The organism is Microbulbifer guangxiensis (genome assembly GCF_021729075.1).
Taxonomy (GTDB): Bacteria; Pseudomonadota; Gammaproteobacteria; order Pseudomonadales; family Cellvibrionaceae; genus Microbulbifer; species Microbulbifer guangxiensis.
Window position 1 is genome coordinate 274,345 of the sequence record NZ_JAJSAQ010000002.1, and the last position, 14,532, is coordinate 288,876.

The following is a 14,532-nucleotide window of genomic DNA, read 5'->3' on the forward strand; positions in this document are numbered from 1 at the left end:
CGCGGGGCAGCCCCGCGGCACTTACGGATACTTCTGGTGAACGACCCCCCGCTTGGCTCAACCGGGGACGCGGCGAATATTCGCTCCCAGCTGCCGCAGCTTTTCCTCGATACACTCGTAACCGCGGTCGATATGGTAAATCCGATCCACCACGGTGGTGCCCTCGGCGATCATTCCTGCGATCACGAGGCTGGCGGAAGCCCTCAGGTCCGAGGCCATCACCGGTGCCCCTTTGAGCTTCTCCACGCCGGTGACGATCGCGGTATTGCCCTCCAGGGTGATATTGGCACCCATACGGTTGAGTTCGTGGACCTGGATGAGGCGGTTTTCGAAGATGGTCTCGACCACTGTGCCCTTGCCTTCCGCCACCGCATTCATCGCCATCAGCTGCGACTGCATATCGGTCGGGAACGCCGGGTAAGGTGCGGTGCGGAAACTCACGGCCTTGGGGCGGTTGCCCTTCATGTCCAGCTCGATCCAGTCATCACCGGTACTGAGATGGGCCCCGGCCTCCTCAAACTTCACCAGCACCGCATCGAGGATATCCGCGCGGGTGTGGGTCAGGCGCACCTTGCCGCGGGAAGCCGCCGCTGCAGCGAGGAAGGTGCCGGTCTCGATCCGGTCCGGCATCACGCTGAACGTGCAGGGGTTGAGGCGCGACACACCGTGCACACGCATGGTATCAGTACCCACCCCCTCGATCTGGGCACCCATGGCGATCAGGAACTCGGCCAGGTCGACGATCTCTGGCTCACGGGCGGCGTTGTGCAGGACAGTGGTGCCCTCGGCGAGGACCGCTGCCATCAGCAGGTTTTCTGTGCCACCGACAGTCACCTTTTCCATGACGATGTTGGCACCCTTCAGGCGACCGTTTGAGCGGGCGCGAATAAAGCCCTCGTCGATGGTGATCTCGGCCCCCATCGCCTCCAGTCCCTTGAGGTGGATATCCACAGGACGGCTGCCAATCGCGCAACCCCCGGGGAAGGACACATTGGCCACCCCGTGGCGGGCCAGCAACGGCCCGAGCACCAGGATCGAGGCGCGCATGGTCTTCACCAGCTCATAGGGTGCGGTGAGGTCGTTGACCGAGCGCGGGTCGATCTCCACGCCCAGCTTTTCATCAATGGTCACATCACAGCCCATGCACCGCAGCAGGGTGATCATGGTAGTGATGTCATTGAGGTGCGGCAGGTTGTGAATATGCACAGGCCCGTCGGCCAGAAGCGCAGCGGCCAGGATGGGCAGCGCGGAATTCTTGGCGCCGGAGATTTTCAGGGTGCCGGAGGTGGGGCCGCTGCCCTCGATAATCAGTTTATCCATGGGATGCGGGCCTACTGTCCGGCTTCTGCCGGTGTGAGAGTCTGCATCTGCACTGCGTGCAGGGTGCCATCGGCAATCTTGTCACCGAGAGCGCCGTAGACCAGCTGTTGCTTCTTCAGGCGGCTGAGCCCCTCGAAGGCCGGGCTCACTACCGTCACCATCAGGTGGCTGCCTTCGAACGCGACGTCGGCCTTGCTGTCTGGGATGTGCCCTTCGATCAGGGTCTTGATTTCTTCGGGTTGCATAGGCGGGAAAACACAGAGTTGGATTGCAAAATAGCGCGGCAGTGTAATGGAATCGGCCGGACCGCGCAGCCGCAGGGCCCGGCCGGTCGCTTAACTGACCTGGTCAGCAACCTGATCTGCCGACCAGTTCGCAATGACCTTGTCGATGTCGCCATGGGTCTGCATGGCCTGGGCGAACTGGCTGCGGAAAGTCTTGCCGAGATTCACACCATTGAGAATCACGTTGATCAGTTTCCACTGGCCGGCACGGTTGCGTACCAGGGTATAGGAAACCTTGGTGATCCCCTCCTTACTGCGCACCTCCTGGAGCACGTTCACGCGGTTGCCTTTCGGGGCGGATCCCGGGTTCACCACGCGTACGTCCATCTCACCAAATGAAGCGACGCCGCGGGCAAAGGTAGCCACCAGATCCCGGCGGAAAGCACTGGTGAAGCGGGACTGCTGGGCTGCCGTCGCTTGCTTGGCATAGCTTCCCATCACGCCACGCGCGATGAAATCAAAATCCACCACCGGCTCCAGCACCCGGTCTACGGCGCTGTAATAGCGCTGCGGGTCGGACTTGAGGTAGGAGGAATTGGAGCGGATCACGCCCAGCAGGTCCTGGGAGACGCCCTCGATCAAAGTGTAGGGGTTCTGCGCTGCACTTACCGCCGGAGCCCAGGCGGACAGCAGCAGGGTACAGAGTGCGGCCTGCAACAACAGGGTGAGCGGGTTGCGGCCGGTTACGGAATTAGCGTTCACAAAAGTGTCTCCCATTTGGCAAATCGGTCCTTGGACGCGATGGGCGTCGTAAAGTGCCACGATACTGCCACTTTTTCTGACTGGATCAGTCCATGTAAAGCCAGCCGGCATCCGGTGATTTCCACTGAGGCTGACAGCGACGGCGGCAGACTATACCATGGCCCCGCCCGCGGGTGTTGTGGCCCCCATTACAGTCGGGCACATCCGCACATCTCATTTTTTCACCTAAATCATTCTTTGAGGGTAGCATGCCGGAAGTATGGCAGGCGGCGCTGGCATTGCTCGCCGGATTGGCCGGACTCGTCTGGGGCGCTGACCGTTTTGTCGCGGGCAGTGCAGCTCTGGCGCTGCGCCTGGGACTCTCCAAGCTGGTCATCGGGCTGACGATTGTCTCTTTCGGCACATCCGCGCCCGAGATCCTGGTCGCCGTCAGCGCCGCACACCGCGGCACCGGTGAGCTTGCGGTGGGCAATGCACTGGGCTCCAACCTGGCCAATATCGGCCTCGTTCTCGGCGCCACGGCACTGATCGCGCCGCTGCCGGTCCGCCGACATCTGCTGGGCCAGGAGATCCCGGTCCTGCTCGCGGTGACCGTACTGGCGGGCTTCGTCCTGCGCGATGCCCGGTTGACCGCTGGCGAGGGAGCGCTCCTGATCGCCCTGCTGCTTTTACTGTTGTGGATGACCGTGCGCCTGAAGAAGCACCACCACGGCAGCGAAGAGGAAGACGTCGAGATTCGTGACTACACCGCAGCGCGGGGCTTTCTCTGGTTCGGCGTCGGACTCGCGGCCCTGCTGGCCAGCGCCGACATCCTGGTCTGGGGTGCGAGCCACCTGGCCACCGCTGCCGGAATCAGCCCACTGGTAATCGGCCTCACCGTCGTGGCCGTCGGCACCAGCCTGCCGGAACTGGCTGCATCGGTTGCCAGCGCCCTCAAGGGCCACTTTGACCTCGCCATCGGCAATGTGGTCGGCTCGAATGTCTTCAACATTCTCGCAGTGATGCCCGTTCCCGGTATCATCGCCCCCCTGACGATGCAGGCAGAGGTGTTCCAGCGGGACTACCTCGCCATGCTGGCAATGACGCTGCTACTGGTGAGCGCACTGGCGGTGAGCCTCTGGCGGCGCCCCTATGGCGCCCGGCTTGGGCGGTGGACCGGCGCCCTGCTGCTCGGCAGCTATGGCGCTTACTACTGGCTCCTGCTCGCCACCTGAGCGGCGGCAGGCGAATTCCTACACTCTATTAAAGCTGTTTGCAGAGATACGCAATGACCCAGGACCTGATCATACAAGCGGGCCGGCGCACCATCCTGATGGAAACCGAGGCGGTTGCCGCGCTGGAAAATCGCATCAATGCCGACTTCAAGAGAGCCTGCGAGCTGATCCTGCAGTGTCGCGGCCGCACCATCGTCACCGGCATGGGCAAGTCCGGCCACGTGGGCGGCAAGATTGCCGCCACCCTGGCCAGCACCGGCACCCCGAGCTTCTTCGTACACCCCGGTGAGGCCAGCCACGGTGACCTGGGCATGATCACCCGCGAGGACCTGGTCATCGCCATCTCCAACTCCGGCTCCTCCGCCGAAGTGCTCACCCTGCTGCCGCTGCTCAAGCGACTGGGCATCCCGATGATCAGCATGACGGGCAAGCCGGAGTCCCCGCTCGCCCAGGCCGCTGACGTCAACCTGGACATCTCTGTGGCGACCGAAGCCTGCCCGCTGAACCTGGCGCCCACCTCCTCCACCACCGTCACCCTGGTGATGGGTGATGCCCTGGCAGTGGCCCTGCTGGAAGCCCGGGGCTTTACCGCCGAGGACTTCGCCTTTTCCCATCCCGGCGGCGCACTGGGGCGGCGCCTGCTGCTGAAGGTCGAGGACGTCATGCACGCGGGCGACGAGCTGCCGCAGGTCTCCCCGGAAACGCCGCTGTCCAAGGCCCTGCTGGAAATGACCAGCAAGGGCTTCGGCATGACCACGGTGGTAGACCATAACGGCACCCTGCTCGGGGTCTTCACCGACGGCGACCTGCGCCGGGTCATCGACCACAAGATCGAGCTGGACACGGCCACCATGGAAACCGTCATGAGCCGGCGGCCGAAGACCGTCTCCCGGGAAACCCTGGCCGCGGAAGCCCTGCGCGTCATGGAGGACAACCGCATTACAGCGCTGGTGGTCGAGGACGATGCCCACCACCCCGTCGGCCTGCTGCATATGCACGATATACTGCGCGCTGGCGTAATCTGATCAAGCAGAGGGAATGAATTCCGTGAGCTCCAAGCACAAAGAAAAAGACCAGGCCCACAACGAACAGATCGACCACAAGCTTGCCCGGGTACGACACCTGGTGCTGGATGTGGATGGCGTTCTCACCGATGGCCGCCTGTACTTCGACAACAGCGGCAATGAGCTGAAAACCTTCAGCACCCTCGACGGCCACGGCATCAAGATGCTGCAGAAATCCGGCGTGCAGGTGGCTATCATCACCGGCCGGCGCTCCAGTGTGGTCGAGCGCCGTGCACACGATCTCGGCGTGCACAAACTAATCCAGGGCCGCGAAGACAAGTTCACCGCCCTCAAGGAGCTGTTCGGCGAGGACGGTTACCGCCTGGAGGACATCGCCTATGTGGGTGACGACTACCCGGATCTGCTGGTGATGAAACGCGTGGGCTGTCCAATTTCCGTACCCAACGCCGCACCGCCGGTGCGTGAGCACGCCATCTGGGTGACCGAGGCCCGCGGTGGCGAGGGCGCGGTCCGCGAGGTCTGTGACCGCATCATGAAAGCCCAGGGCACCTTTGACACCGCCCTCGCCCCCTATCTGCAAACCGACTGAGTGGCGCCAAGGAGACCCCAATGCGCACCTGGCTACCCCTCGCCATCGTCGTCGCCCTGATCAGTGTGGGCCTGTGGTTTTCCGAGAGCCCACCGGAGCAGCTCCTCGGCAAGCGGCCCACCCCCAAGGAACAGAACCGGGCCGCGGACCTGATCATCCGGGGGGCCCAAACCCGCCACTTCGGCACTGACGGCACCCTCGCCTATCGGGTGGATGCCGACAGCATTACCTACTTCCAGTTCGCCCGGCGCGACCGCGCCAACCTGGAACAACCGCGCATCGTCTTCTACCAGGGAGAGGCTCCGCGCTGGCGCACTGAATCACGGATAGGCGTAGCCCATAACAACGGCGAGCGGGTGGTACTGCGCGGCAACGTCAATATCTGGGAGCTGCCGGAGAGAGGTGGGATCCACCTGCAGACCCCGTCGATCACCATCAAACCGCGTCAGGAATACGCCGAGACGGACAAAGTTGTTAAGATTGCGGCCGGCGCGAACCGCACCGAGGGCCGCGGCCTGCGTGCCTTCCTGAAAGACGACCGGGTGGAAATCCTCGCCGAGGTACAGAGCATCTATGAAAACAAGTAACCTGCTGCGACCACTGGTCGCCTTCGCCCTGCTGTCGTTCGGCACCATGGCCCTCGCCCTGCCCGGGGACCGCGATCAACCGATCAAGGTGAAGTCCGACCACTTTGACGGCAACCGGGGCAAGAACCTGTTCGTTTACAGCGGCAACGTGCAGATTTCCCAGGGCTCATTGCAGATTCGCGCCGACCGGGTCGAGGTGTACGGCACCGCCGAGGGGGAGATCCAGAAGGTGGTCGCCACCGGCAAGCCCGCCCATTTCCAGCAGCAGGTGCAGCAGAGCCAGAGCCCGGTCAAGGCCAAGGCGCTGCGCATTGAGTTCCGCGTCAACGCCGATGAACTCCAGCTATCCGGTGATGCCCATGTGGACCGTGACGGCAACACCCTGGCTGCGGAGAAGATTGACTACGACCTGAACAGCGAGCAAATCCAGGCCCAGGGACAATCCGGCAATGGACGCGTGGAGATGATCTGGAAGCCGGAGAAGAAGCCAGCGGAACAGGCTACCGAGGGCCCGGAAACCCCGTGACTTCCCCCGCCATTCCGGCACACTGGTTACCCGGGCGAGCCCCACAACGCCCACAACGACTGCGGAACAGACTATGCCAAGGCTGAGAGCGTTACACCTCGCCAAACAGTACAAGAAAAGAAAGGTGGTCCAGGACGTCTCCGTCGAGGTCAGTAGCGGCCAGGTGGTGGGACTCCTGGGCCCCAACGGCGCTGGCAAGACCACGTGCTTCTATATGATTGCCGGCCTCGTACAGGCCGATGCCGGGCAGGTACTGATCGATGATGAAGACATCACCCGCCTGTCGATGCACGGTCGCGCCCGCAAGGGCATCGGTTACCTGCCCCAGGAGGCCTCCGTGTTCCGCCGCCTGTCCGTGCGGGACAATATCCTCGCCATTTTGCAGACCCGCAAGGACCTGACCCGCGCACAGCGGGAAGATGCGGTGCAGGAGCTGCTGAGCGAATTCAACATTACCCATATCGAGGCCAGCCTGGGCATGGCCCTGTCAGGCGGCGAGCGCCGCCGAGTCGAGATCGCCCGGGCGCTGGCAACCGACCCGGACTTTGTGCTGCTGGATGAACCCTTTGCCGGCGTCGACCCCATCTCGGTCAATGACATCAAGCAGATCATCCGCCACCTGCGCGACCGCGGCATCGGCGTGCTCATTACCGACCACAACGTGCGCGAAACCCTCGATATCTGCGAGAAAGCCTATATCGTCAGCGAAGGGCACATCATCGCTGCAGGTACACCCGCCGAGGTGCTGGCCAACCAGCAGGTTCGAGAAGTGTATTTGGGACACGAATTCACCATCTGAGCCCTTCCTGCGCCCCGCATCACCTGCTGATGCAGCGGGGCGCAACAATGACCCCGCCCCCTTCGCCTGACCGGAAAATTGTCCGCGCAGTAGGCACAGTTATTGCTTGTAATTGATTCGGGCGAGGGGTAGTCTGCTGCATCGTTCAAGTCGATTGATCCGCCGAACGCATGTAACCCTCCGTATGAAGCAGTCCCTGCAGTTAAAACTCGGCACTCAGCTGACCATGACGCCACAGCTCCAGCAGGCGATCAGGCTGCTGCAGCTGTCGACCCTGGATCTGCAGCAGGAGGTCCAGTCCGCCCTCGACAGCAACCCGATGCTGGAGGTGGATGCCGAGGACTTCGATGACAGGGGCGCGGAGAACAATCCGGACAACCCAAACCAGAGCGAGACCGCGGAGGCATCCGCACCGGAAGCGGAAGCAGACTGGAGCGCGGATATCCCCACCGACCTGCCGGTCGACACCCAGTGGGATGACATCTACGGGTCCGGCAGCTACGGCGGCGCCCAGGAGGGTGATGACACTGCCCTGGAGCAACGCAACGCCGCCAACATCGGCCTCGCCGACCACCTGCTGTGGCAGCTCAACCTCACAGCCCTCTCCCCCGAAGACAAGCTGATTGCCGAAACCCTGATCGACGACCTGTCCCCCGCGGGGTTCCTGCAAACGACGGTCGCAGAACTGGCCGCAGCACTGGACGCCGGTGAAGACGAGGTGCTCGCGGTCCTCAAGGCAATACAGCAGTTTGAGCCGGCTGGCTGTGGAGCCCGCGACCTGCGCGAGTGCCTGATGCTGCAGCTGCGCCAGCTGCCCACGGATACCGCCTGGCTCAACGAGGCGACCCTGGTGGTCGACAAGTACCTGGATTTGCTGGGCAAACGGGACTTCCGCCAACTCAGCAGGCGCACCCGGCTCACGGAGGCCCAGCTCGGCGAGGCCATCCGCCTGATCCAGACTTTGACGCCCCACCCGGGCGAGACCCTCGCCGCGGAGGAAACGCACTACGTAGTACCGGATATCATCGTCAGCCGCCGCGAGCAGCGCTGGCTGGTGGAACTGAACCCCGAGACCACGCCGCGCCTGCGCATTAACGACGGTTATGCGGCACTGATCCGACGCGCTGACAATTCCAGCGACAACAACTACCTGAAGGACAACCTGCAGGAAGCACGCTGGTTCCTGAAAAGCCTGCAGAGTCGCAACGAGACCTTGCTGAAGGTTGCCACCAGCATCGTGGAAAAACAGCAGGGCTTCTTCGAGCAGGGCCCCGAGGCCATGCGGCCCATGGTGCTGGCGGACATTGCCGAAAGCATCGGCATGCACGAGTCCACCATCTCCCGCGTGACCACCCAGAAGTACATGCTCACCCCCAGGGGCGTCTTCGAACTCAAGTACTTTTTCTCCAGCCACGTCAGCACCGACTCCGGTGAAGACGCCTCGTCCACCGCCATCCGCGCACTGATCCGCAAGCTGATTGACGCCGAACCGCCACGCAAGCCGCTTTCGGACAACAAAATCACCCAGGAACTGGACAACCAGGGCATCAAGGTGGCCCGACGCACCGTGGCCAAGTACCGCGAGTCCATGGGAATTCCCTCCTCCAGCGAACGCAAACGACTGGTCTGACACCCCCGGCCAAACCTTCACTCGACCCGCCCGAGAGTAACGGTCACGCTTCTGTGGCGCGCGATCACACCGGCGTGACAACCGAATAGCGAAGTTTGAGTGTATCCTTCCAATCTGGCGAACTTCCTAGTAGGGTTGCCGCCCTGAAGAGGGGGTACCGCCTGATTGCGATCCACCCTTTGAGGAGATTTCCATGCAGATCAACATCAGTGGCAGACACCTGGACGTAAGCCCAGCCCTTCGCGATTACTGTCTCGAAAAACTGGATAAACTTGCCAACCACAATGATTTGATCACCAATGCGCAGGTTACCCTTTCGATCGAACGGGAGATCCAGCGCGCAGAAGCCCTGATGCACGTCAACGGGACCGAGGTCTTCGCCAATGCTGAGGCGGATGACATGTATGCGGCGATCGACGGTCTGACGGACAAACTCGACCGCCAGCTGTTGAAACATAAAGAGAAGTTGCGCAAGCACCGCTAGCTTATGACATTGGAAGCATTACTCTCTCCCCGCCTGAGCCTCTGCAATCTGGCGGGGAGCAGCAAAAAGAAGTTGCTGCTGAATATTGCCCAGGCCATTGCAGAACAATACCCACAACTCGACTCTGACACCGTCTTCAACCAGCTGATTGCCCGTGAGCGCCTGGGCTCTACGGGCATTGGCGAGGGTGTCGCTATTCCCCACTGTCGGCTGCCGGGCTGTGAACACCCCATCGGCGTACTCTGCACCACCGAGCCGGGAGTGGATTTTGACGCCGCAGACCGCCAGCCAGTGGACCTGTTGTTCGCCCTGCTGGTGCCCGAGGACAGTGAGCAGGAGCACCTGGACACCCTGGCCCAGATCGCCGGCCTGTTCAGCGACAGTCGCGTGCGGGAAAAGCTGCGCGCTGCCGGAAGCGGCGACGAACTCTACGCGCTGGCCATCGACAGCGCTGCCGCTGCATAATCCCCCTTTACCGTAAATAACGCAGACGCCGTCCGGGAACCTGCCCTGGACAGTGTCCAAACCGCGCTCGTTGACTGAAGGACCTGCATCCATGCGCCTGGTGATCATCAGTGGCCGCTCCGGCTCTGGAAAGAGTTCCGCCCTGCAGCTGCTGGAAGATGTCGGTTTCAACTGTATCGACAACCTGCCGGCCAGCCTGCTGCCAGAACTGGTACGGCGCGTCAGCGACCAGCCGCCAGTGGACAACACCCGGCTGGCACTGGGCATCGATGCCCGCAACCTGTGGCAGGACGTGCAGCAGGCCCCGAGGGTCATCGAGGAGCTGCGCCAGAGCGGCATTCACTGCGATGTCATTTACCTCGATGCCCGCTCGCCGGTACTGGTGCAGCGCTTCAGTGAGACCCGCCGCAAGCACCCCCTCAGTGACAACCGCACCCACCTGCTCGAGGCCCTGAATCGCGAGAAAGAATTGCTCGCGCCACTGGCCGCCATGGCGGATCTGGTGATCGATACCAGCAGCCTCAGCCTGCACCAGTTGCGCGATCTGGTGAAAACCCGCGTGGTTGGCGAGGAATCCCCGGGCATGGCCATCCTGTTCCAGTCGTTCGGCTTCAAGCACGGGGTGCCGGTGGACGCTGACCTGGTTTTCGATTTGCGCTGCCTGCCCAATCCCTACTGGGTGGCCGAGCTCCGCCACAAGACGGGCCTGGATCCGGAAGTCGTGGAATTCCTGCAGGCGCATCCCGAGACGGGAGACATGGAAGGGGATATCTCCCGCTTCCTGGAGCGCTGGCTGCCGTCCTACCAGAAGAGCAACCGCAGTTATACGTGTATCGCCGTGGGCTGCACCGGCGGCAGGCACCGCTCGGTGTACATGGTGGAGCGCCTGGCCGAGCGTTTTTCCGGGCAGTTCGACAATATCCAGATCCGCCATCGCGAGCAGCAGAAATAGCAGGCCCGGAGTAGCGCAATGCAGAAGTGCAGACTCGAAATCATCAACAAGCTCGGCCTTCATGCCCGCGCGGCAAGCAAGTTTGCACAGACATCCGCCCGCTTCTCTGCCGATGTCCGGGTGCATTGCCAGGGCAAGTGTGTCGACGGCAAGAGCGTGATGGCCCTGATGTTACTGGCCGCCGGCAAGGGCTGCGAGCTGGAGCTCGAGGTGTGCGGTAATGATGAGGAAGCTGCTCTCGAGGCCATCACCGCACTGATCGCCGACCGGTTCGGCGAAGCGGAGTAAGATCCACAGGATCTCCCGCACCGGTGGCAGGTGACCACCGATCCGCATAAAATCCCCGCTCACCGTTGCGCCCTGTAACACGCCGCCAAAGCCCAGCAGTCAAGGAGTTGCCGTGTCCAACCCACCTTCCGCCGAGATCAACTTCCGCGCCCAGAACCAGCTCAGCGAGCTGTTCGAAGCGCTGGATACCGGTACCGGGCGGGAAGTGCGGCGGATGCTCAGCAGCCTCAGCCCGCAGAGCATTGCCCAGCTGCTGGAGAGCTCGCCACCGCGCATTCGCCATGTGCTCTGGAACCTGATCGACAAGGAAATCGAGGGCGAGGTCCTGCAGGAGCTCTCCTACGACGTCCAAAGCCAGATCCTCGCCACCATGGATACCGAGGAAATGGTGGCAGTCATGGAAGGCCTCGATGCGGACGACGTGGCAGACATCCTCCAGCAGCTGCCCGAACGGCTGATGGCCGAGGTCCTGTCCGCCATGAGCGAGACGGACCGCGAGCGGGTCGAGAGTGTACTGGCCTACGACGAGGAGACCGCCGGTGGCCTGATGGACACGGATACGATTTCCGTGCGCCCGAACCTCACCCTGGACGTGGTACTACGCTACCTTCGCCGGCACGAGCAGTTGCCAGAGTCCACTGACTGTCTCTACGTGGTTAACCGGCAGGGACAGTACATCGGCCAGTTGCCACTGTCGCGACTGCTGACCACCGACCCATCTGTCACGGTACGGGAGGTGATGAGTACCGACGTGGAACCGATTCCTGTCGACATGTCGGATACCGAGGTGGCCGGCCTGTTCGCCAAGTATGACTGGATCACCGCGCCGGTCGTTGACGAGCATGCCCGGCTGGTGGGCCGTATCACCATCGACGACGTGGTCGATGTCATCCGCGAAGATGCCGACCACTCGCTGATGAGCATGGCAGGTCTGGACGAGGAGGAGGACACCTTCGCCACGGTCAGAAGGACAGCGCCGCGACGGGCGGTATGGCTCGGCATCAACCTGCTCACTGCCCTGCTCGCCTCCTGGGTGATCAATCTTTTCCAGGACACCATCGACAAGGTGGTGGCCCTGGCGGTGCTGATGCCCATCGTTGCCAGCATGGGGGGCGTGGCCGGCAGCCAGACCCTCACCGTGGTGATCCGCGGCATGGCCCTGGGGCAGATCGGCCGTAGCAACCTCAACTGGCTTCTCTCCCGCGAGCTGGGCTCGGCGGTACTCAATGCTTTGCTGTGGGCAGTGGTCATCGGCGTGATCGCCGGCCTGTGGTTCGACGATTCCCGCATCGCCCTGATCATTCTGGTGGCAATGGTCATCAACCTCATCACTGCCGCGCTGGCGGGCGCTATCCTGCCGGTAGCGCTGCGCGCGATGCGTATCGACCCGGCCCTGGCCGGCGGCGTGGCCCTGACCACGATTACCGACGTGGTGGGCTTTATGGCCTTCCTGGGCCTGGCCACCCTCTATTTCGGCTGACGGCCGATGATGCAAAGTTGGACAAAGATGCACGATTACGAAGAATTCGACGACGAGCTACCCAAAAGCAAAACCCGGGTAAAGCAGGAAATGCATGACCTGCAGGAGCTGGGGCGACAGCTGACAGAGCTCTCACCGGCACAGTTTGCCGAGGTACCCCTGGATGACGACCTGCGCGAAGCCATCGACACCCTGCACCGCATCAAGTCCAATGAGGCCCGCCGCCGCCAGATGCAGTACATCGGCAAACTGATGCGCTCCGCCGATGGGGAGGCCATCGAGGCAGCCCTGCACCGGTTCAAAGAGCGCGACCAGCAACACCTGCGCTTTGACCGTATGGCAGAGGAGTGGCGGCGACGGTTGCTGGAGGAAGGCAAGGCAGCCCAGAGCGAATTCTTCGACGCCTACCCGGGGGCAGATCACCAGCACCTGCGACAGCTGGTGCGGGATGCAACCCGGGAAGTCGAGAAGCAGAAGCCGCCCACGAACCAACGCAAACTGTTCCGCTTCCTGCGCGACCTGTTTATGGAAAGCGAGTAGCGAAACCGGACGGCAACAACCGACAGAGTGCATAAAAAAGGGGCCCGACCATTGGTGGGGCCCCTTTTTGCCTTCTGAGAGATCAGTCCTCGGCGCTGGTCTCCGCCTGCCACTCGAACAGGTTGAGTTCGATGAAGAAGAAGGCCACCAGCCACAGGAAGGCATCCCAGAAATCCAGGAAGCTGCCGTTGATGCCCCAGTAAATGGCACAGAGCAGCAGGGTAAAGTAGAGCAGCCCCTTGATCACCTGGGAATAGCGCATCACCGCATCGGACAGCTGGTGGCGCAACTGCAGCCACACATCGAAGGCCAGGATGGCCACCACCAGCAGCCAGGCACCGGCATTGATCACATCGGTCCAGGCCAACCATTTAATTCCATTCCAGGTCTCGACACTGCCCAGCACCTGGCCGTCAGCCAGGCGAAGCACCTGGGTGTCTGCCAGCGGCGCGCAGTTCTCAGCGGTCAGCCGTACGTAGTCGTCCTGCCCCACCACCAGTAGCCAATCACCACGGGCCGCCATTTCACAGGCAGACTGGGTCACCGGCAGCAAGTGGGTCAGGGACGCCATCTCCGCCACGTAGCCATAGAAGGAGTAGACGATAAACAGGTAACAGAACGCGGAAGTGCCGTTCAGCGCCCACTTCACCCAGCCGCGGATTTTGTTGTCCGGGAGCACGAAGGTTTCCAGCTCGAACACCAGCAGCAGCAGGACCCAGGCCAGGGTGTCGATGGAGTCGTTGTAGGCTTCGATCACCCGGCCGATTTGCAGCCCATCGGCAAAGACGGCACCGGCAGCGGCGTGGTTTTCAAGAAAGAAAGCGTAAACGTTGTAGGCGAGTAACAGGTAAACGGTGTACTTGAATAACCGAAACAGGGTGTAGCGGTTAACCCGTGAACCTGCCAATGTGGCTACCTCCGACATGTGCTCGGACCTCAATTCTTGTTTATTCTTTGGGGACATGGCCGCGTGCCCGACACCCGGAGCGCGCCCAAACCGTGTCGGCAGGGCTGAGTAACGGCCCGCCAGTCGCAGCCCCAATATCGAACAATTATTCGGTTTTTGCAACCGCCGGGACAAAATCCAGAGCCAGGGAATTCAGGCAATAGCGCAGTCCCGTTGGTGGCGGCCCATCGTTGAATACATGACCCAGGTGTTCACCGCAGGCAGACAGCACTTCGGTACGCTTCATGCCCCAGCTGTAATCCGGTTTCAGCACCACATTTTCCGGGTGTGCAATTTCCCAGAAGCTCGGCCAGCCGGTGCCGGACTCGAACTTGTGCTCTGAGCTGAAAACCGGCAGACGGCACCCCGCACTTACATAAGTACCTTCGGCCTCGTTTTTCAGCCACTTGCCGGTAAATGCCCGTTCCGTGTCCTTTTCCCACAACACCTCATACTGGTCTGCGGGAAGAATCTGCTTCCAGACGGATTTCGGGATCGCAGAGAGGTTGCTGCCCTCAGCGATGTGCTGCCGCGCCTCGGCCACTGTCATGGTCTTATCCCGCGGCTCTTCATCCGCCTCGCTGCAGGCGGGCAGTGCCAGGGCCGCCCCCAGCAAGGGCAGGATCATCAGGCTTTTAAACATGCCGGGCACCTCTCCTTTTTTCTGCCTTCCACAGGATTTGGAGTCCCGATGCGGGTGC

The 14,532-nt window shown here is 62.1% G+C and carries 18 protein-coding genes; 13 read left to right on the forward strand and 5 right to left on the reverse strand.

The genetic code is table 11. The features are described 5' to 3' along the window. Positions 1-57: 57 nt before the first annotated feature. From murA to LVD12_RS05400, 3 genes are all read right to left on the reverse strand, one after another. Complete coding sequence (gene murA, locus LVD12_RS05390; RefSeq protein ID WP_237066238.1) at positions 58-1,320, reverse strand: UDP-N-acetylglucosamine 1-carboxyvinyltransferase; 1,263 nt, start codon at positions 1,318-1,320, stop codon at positions 58-60. 11 nt (positions 1,321-1,331) lie between these two features. After that, positions 1,332-1,565 carry a BolA family protein gene (locus LVD12_RS05395; RefSeq protein WP_237066240.1) on the reverse strand — a complete coding sequence of 78 codons (234 nt, stop codon included), beginning with the start codon at positions 1,563-1,565 and terminating at the stop codon, positions 1,332-1,334. Between the two features lie 90 nt (positions 1,566-1,655). After that, on the reverse strand, positions 1,656-2,306 hold the full coding sequence (locus tag LVD12_RS05400) for an MlaC/ttg2D family ABC transporter substrate-binding protein (RefSeq protein ID WP_237066242.1): 651 nt from the start codon (positions 2,304-2,306) through the stop codon (positions 1,656-1,658). A 248-nt stretch (positions 2,307-2,554) separates the two neighbouring features. Between LVD12_RS05400 and LVD12_RS05405 the strand changes: the two genes are divergently transcribed. The 13 genes from LVD12_RS05405 to yjgA all read left to right on the forward strand — a co-directional run bounded on the left by LVD12_RS05405 (position 2,555) and on the right by yjgA (position 12,885). Continuing rightward, complete coding sequence (locus LVD12_RS05405) at positions 2,555-3,520, forward strand: calcium/sodium antiporter (protein ID WP_237066244.1); 966 nt, start codon at positions 2,555-2,557, stop codon at positions 3,518-3,520. A 53-nt stretch (positions 3,521-3,573) separates the two neighbouring features. Further along, on the forward strand, positions 3,574-4,545 hold the full coding sequence (locus tag LVD12_RS05410; protein WP_237066245.1) for a KpsF/GutQ family sugar-phosphate isomerase: 972 nt from the start codon (positions 3,574-3,576) through the stop codon (positions 4,543-4,545). A 22-nt stretch (positions 4,546-4,567) separates the two neighbouring features. Beyond that, positions 4,568-5,134 carry a KdsC family phosphatase gene (locus LVD12_RS05415; RefSeq protein ID WP_237066247.1) on the forward strand — a complete coding sequence of 189 codons (567 nt, stop codon included), beginning with the start codon at positions 4,568-4,570 and terminating at the stop codon, positions 5,132-5,134. Positions 5,135-5,154: 20 nt separating this feature from the next. Then, complete coding sequence (gene lptC, locus LVD12_RS05420) at positions 5,155-5,721, forward strand: LPS export ABC transporter periplasmic protein LptC (protein ID WP_237066249.1); 567 nt, start codon at positions 5,155-5,157, stop codon at positions 5,719-5,721. Further along, a complete protein-coding gene (lptA, locus tag LVD12_RS05425) occupies positions 5,708-6,247 on the forward strand; it encodes a lipopolysaccharide transport periplasmic protein LptA (protein ID WP_237066251.1) in 540 nt (179 codons plus the stop codon). Before lptC ends, lptA begins: the two co-directional genes overlap by 14 nt. Positions 6,248-6,320: 73 nt before the next feature. Beyond that, the gene (gene lptB / locus LVD12_RS05430) at positions 6,321-7,046 is read left to right on the forward strand and encodes an LPS export ABC transporter ATP-binding protein (protein WP_237066253.1); all 726 of its coding nucleotides are present in this window, start codon (positions 6,321-6,323) and stop codon (positions 7,044-7,046) included. 184 nt (positions 7,047-7,230) lie between these two features. Next, on the forward strand, positions 7,231-8,676 hold the full coding sequence (locus tag LVD12_RS05435) for an RNA polymerase factor sigma-54 (RefSeq protein ID WP_237066255.1): 1,446 nt from the start codon (positions 7,231-7,233) through the stop codon (positions 8,674-8,676). A gap of 193 nt (positions 8,677-8,869) precedes the next feature. Continuing rightward, positions 8,870-9,160: a ribosome hibernation-promoting factor, HPF/YfiA family gene (gene hpf, locus LVD12_RS05440; protein WP_237066257.1), complete on the forward strand. Its 291-nt coding sequence runs from the start codon at positions 8,870-8,872 to the stop codon at positions 9,158-9,160. Between the two features lie 3 nt (positions 9,161-9,163). After that, positions 9,164-9,625 carry a PTS IIA-like nitrogen regulatory protein PtsN gene (gene ptsN / locus LVD12_RS05445; protein ID WP_237066259.1) on the forward strand — a complete coding sequence of 154 codons (462 nt, stop codon included), beginning with the start codon at positions 9,164-9,166 and terminating at the stop codon, positions 9,623-9,625. 91 nt (positions 9,626-9,716) lie between these two features. Continuing rightward, on the forward strand, positions 9,717-10,577 hold the full coding sequence (gene rapZ / locus LVD12_RS05450) for an RNase adapter RapZ (RefSeq protein WP_237066260.1): 861 nt from the start codon (positions 9,717-9,719) through the stop codon (positions 10,575-10,577). A gap of 18 nt (positions 10,578-10,595) precedes the next feature. Continuing rightward, the gene (locus LVD12_RS05455; protein ID WP_237066261.1) at positions 10,596-10,865 is read left to right on the forward strand and encodes an HPr family phosphocarrier protein; all 270 of its coding nucleotides are present in this window, start codon (positions 10,596-10,598) and stop codon (positions 10,863-10,865) included. Between the two features lie 112 nt (positions 10,866-10,977). Further along, a complete protein-coding gene (gene mgtE, locus LVD12_RS05460) occupies positions 10,978-12,345 on the forward strand; it encodes a magnesium transporter (RefSeq protein ID WP_439651322.1) in 1,368 nt (455 codons plus the stop codon). Positions 12,346-12,372: 27 nt separating this feature from the next. Continuing rightward, positions 12,373-12,885, forward strand: a complete 513-nt coding sequence (yjgA, locus tag LVD12_RS05465) for a ribosome biogenesis factor YjgA (protein ID WP_237066262.1) — start codon at positions 12,373-12,375, stop codon at positions 12,883-12,885. 82 nt (positions 12,886-12,967) lie between these two features. Here the strand turns inward: yjgA and LVD12_RS05470 are convergent, their stop codons facing one another. Both LVD12_RS05470 and msrB read right to left on the reverse strand, forming a co-directional pair. Continuing rightward, a complete protein-coding gene (locus tag LVD12_RS05470) occupies positions 12,968-13,810 on the reverse strand; it encodes a hypothetical protein (RefSeq protein WP_237066263.1) in 843 nt (280 codons plus the stop codon). 127 nt (positions 13,811-13,937) lie between these two features. Then, a complete protein-coding gene (gene msrB, locus LVD12_RS05475; protein ID WP_237066264.1) occupies positions 13,938-14,474 on the reverse strand; it encodes a peptide-methionine (R)-S-oxide reductase MsrB in 537 nt (178 codons plus the stop codon). Between the last annotated feature and the right edge of the window lie 58 nt (positions 14,475-14,532).

Coding starts and splice junctions, on each gene's coding strand:
- murA (WP_237066238.1), bottom strand. CDS start 1,320: ATGGATAAACTGATTATCGAGGGCAGCGGCCCCACCTCCGGCACCCTG.
- LVD12_RS05395 (WP_237066240.1), bottom strand. CDS start 1,565: ATGCAACCCGAAGAAATCAAGACCCTGATCGAAGGGCACATCCCAGAC.
- LVD12_RS05405 (WP_237066244.1), top strand. CDS start 2,555: ATGCCGGAAGTATGGCAGGCGGCGCTGGCATTGCTCGCCGGATTGGCC.
- LVD12_RS05410 (WP_237066245.1), top strand. CDS start 3,574: ATGACCCAGGACCTGATCATACAAGCGGGCCGGCGCACCATCCTGATG.
- lptC (WP_237066249.1), top strand. CDS start 5,155: ATGCGCACCTGGCTACCCCTCGCCATCGTCGTCGCCCTGATCAGTGTG.
- lptA (WP_237066251.1), top strand. CDS start 5,708: ATGAAAACAAGTAACCTGCTGCGACCACTGGTCGCCTTCGCCCTGCTG.
- lptB (WP_237066253.1), top strand. CDS start 6,321: ATGCCAAGGCTGAGAGCGTTACACCTCGCCAAACAGTACAAGAAAAGA.
- LVD12_RS05435 (WP_237066255.1), top strand. CDS start 7,231: ATGAAGCAGTCCCTGCAGTTAAAACTCGGCACTCAGCTGACCATGACG.
- hpf (WP_237066257.1), top strand. CDS start 8,870: ATGCAGATCAACATCAGTGGCAGACACCTGGACGTAAGCCCAGCCCTT.
- ptsN (WP_237066259.1), top strand. CDS start 9,164: ATGACATTGGAAGCATTACTCTCTCCCCGCCTGAGCCTCTGCAATCTG.
- rapZ (WP_237066260.1), top strand. CDS start 9,717: ATGCGCCTGGTGATCATCAGTGGCCGCTCCGGCTCTGGAAAGAGTTCC.
- LVD12_RS05455 (WP_237066261.1), top strand. CDS start 10,596: ATGCAGAAGTGCAGACTCGAAATCATCAACAAGCTCGGCCTTCATGCC.
- yjgA (WP_237066262.1), top strand. CDS start 12,373: ATGCACGATTACGAAGAATTCGACGACGAGCTACCCAAAAGCAAAACC.
- LVD12_RS05470 (WP_237066263.1), bottom strand. CDS start 13,810: ATGTCGGAGGTAGCCACATTGGCAGGTTCACGGGTTAACCGCTACACC.
- msrB (WP_237066264.1), bottom strand. CDS start 14,474: ATGTTTAAAAGCCTGATGATCCTGCCCTTGCTGGGGGCGGCCCTGGCA.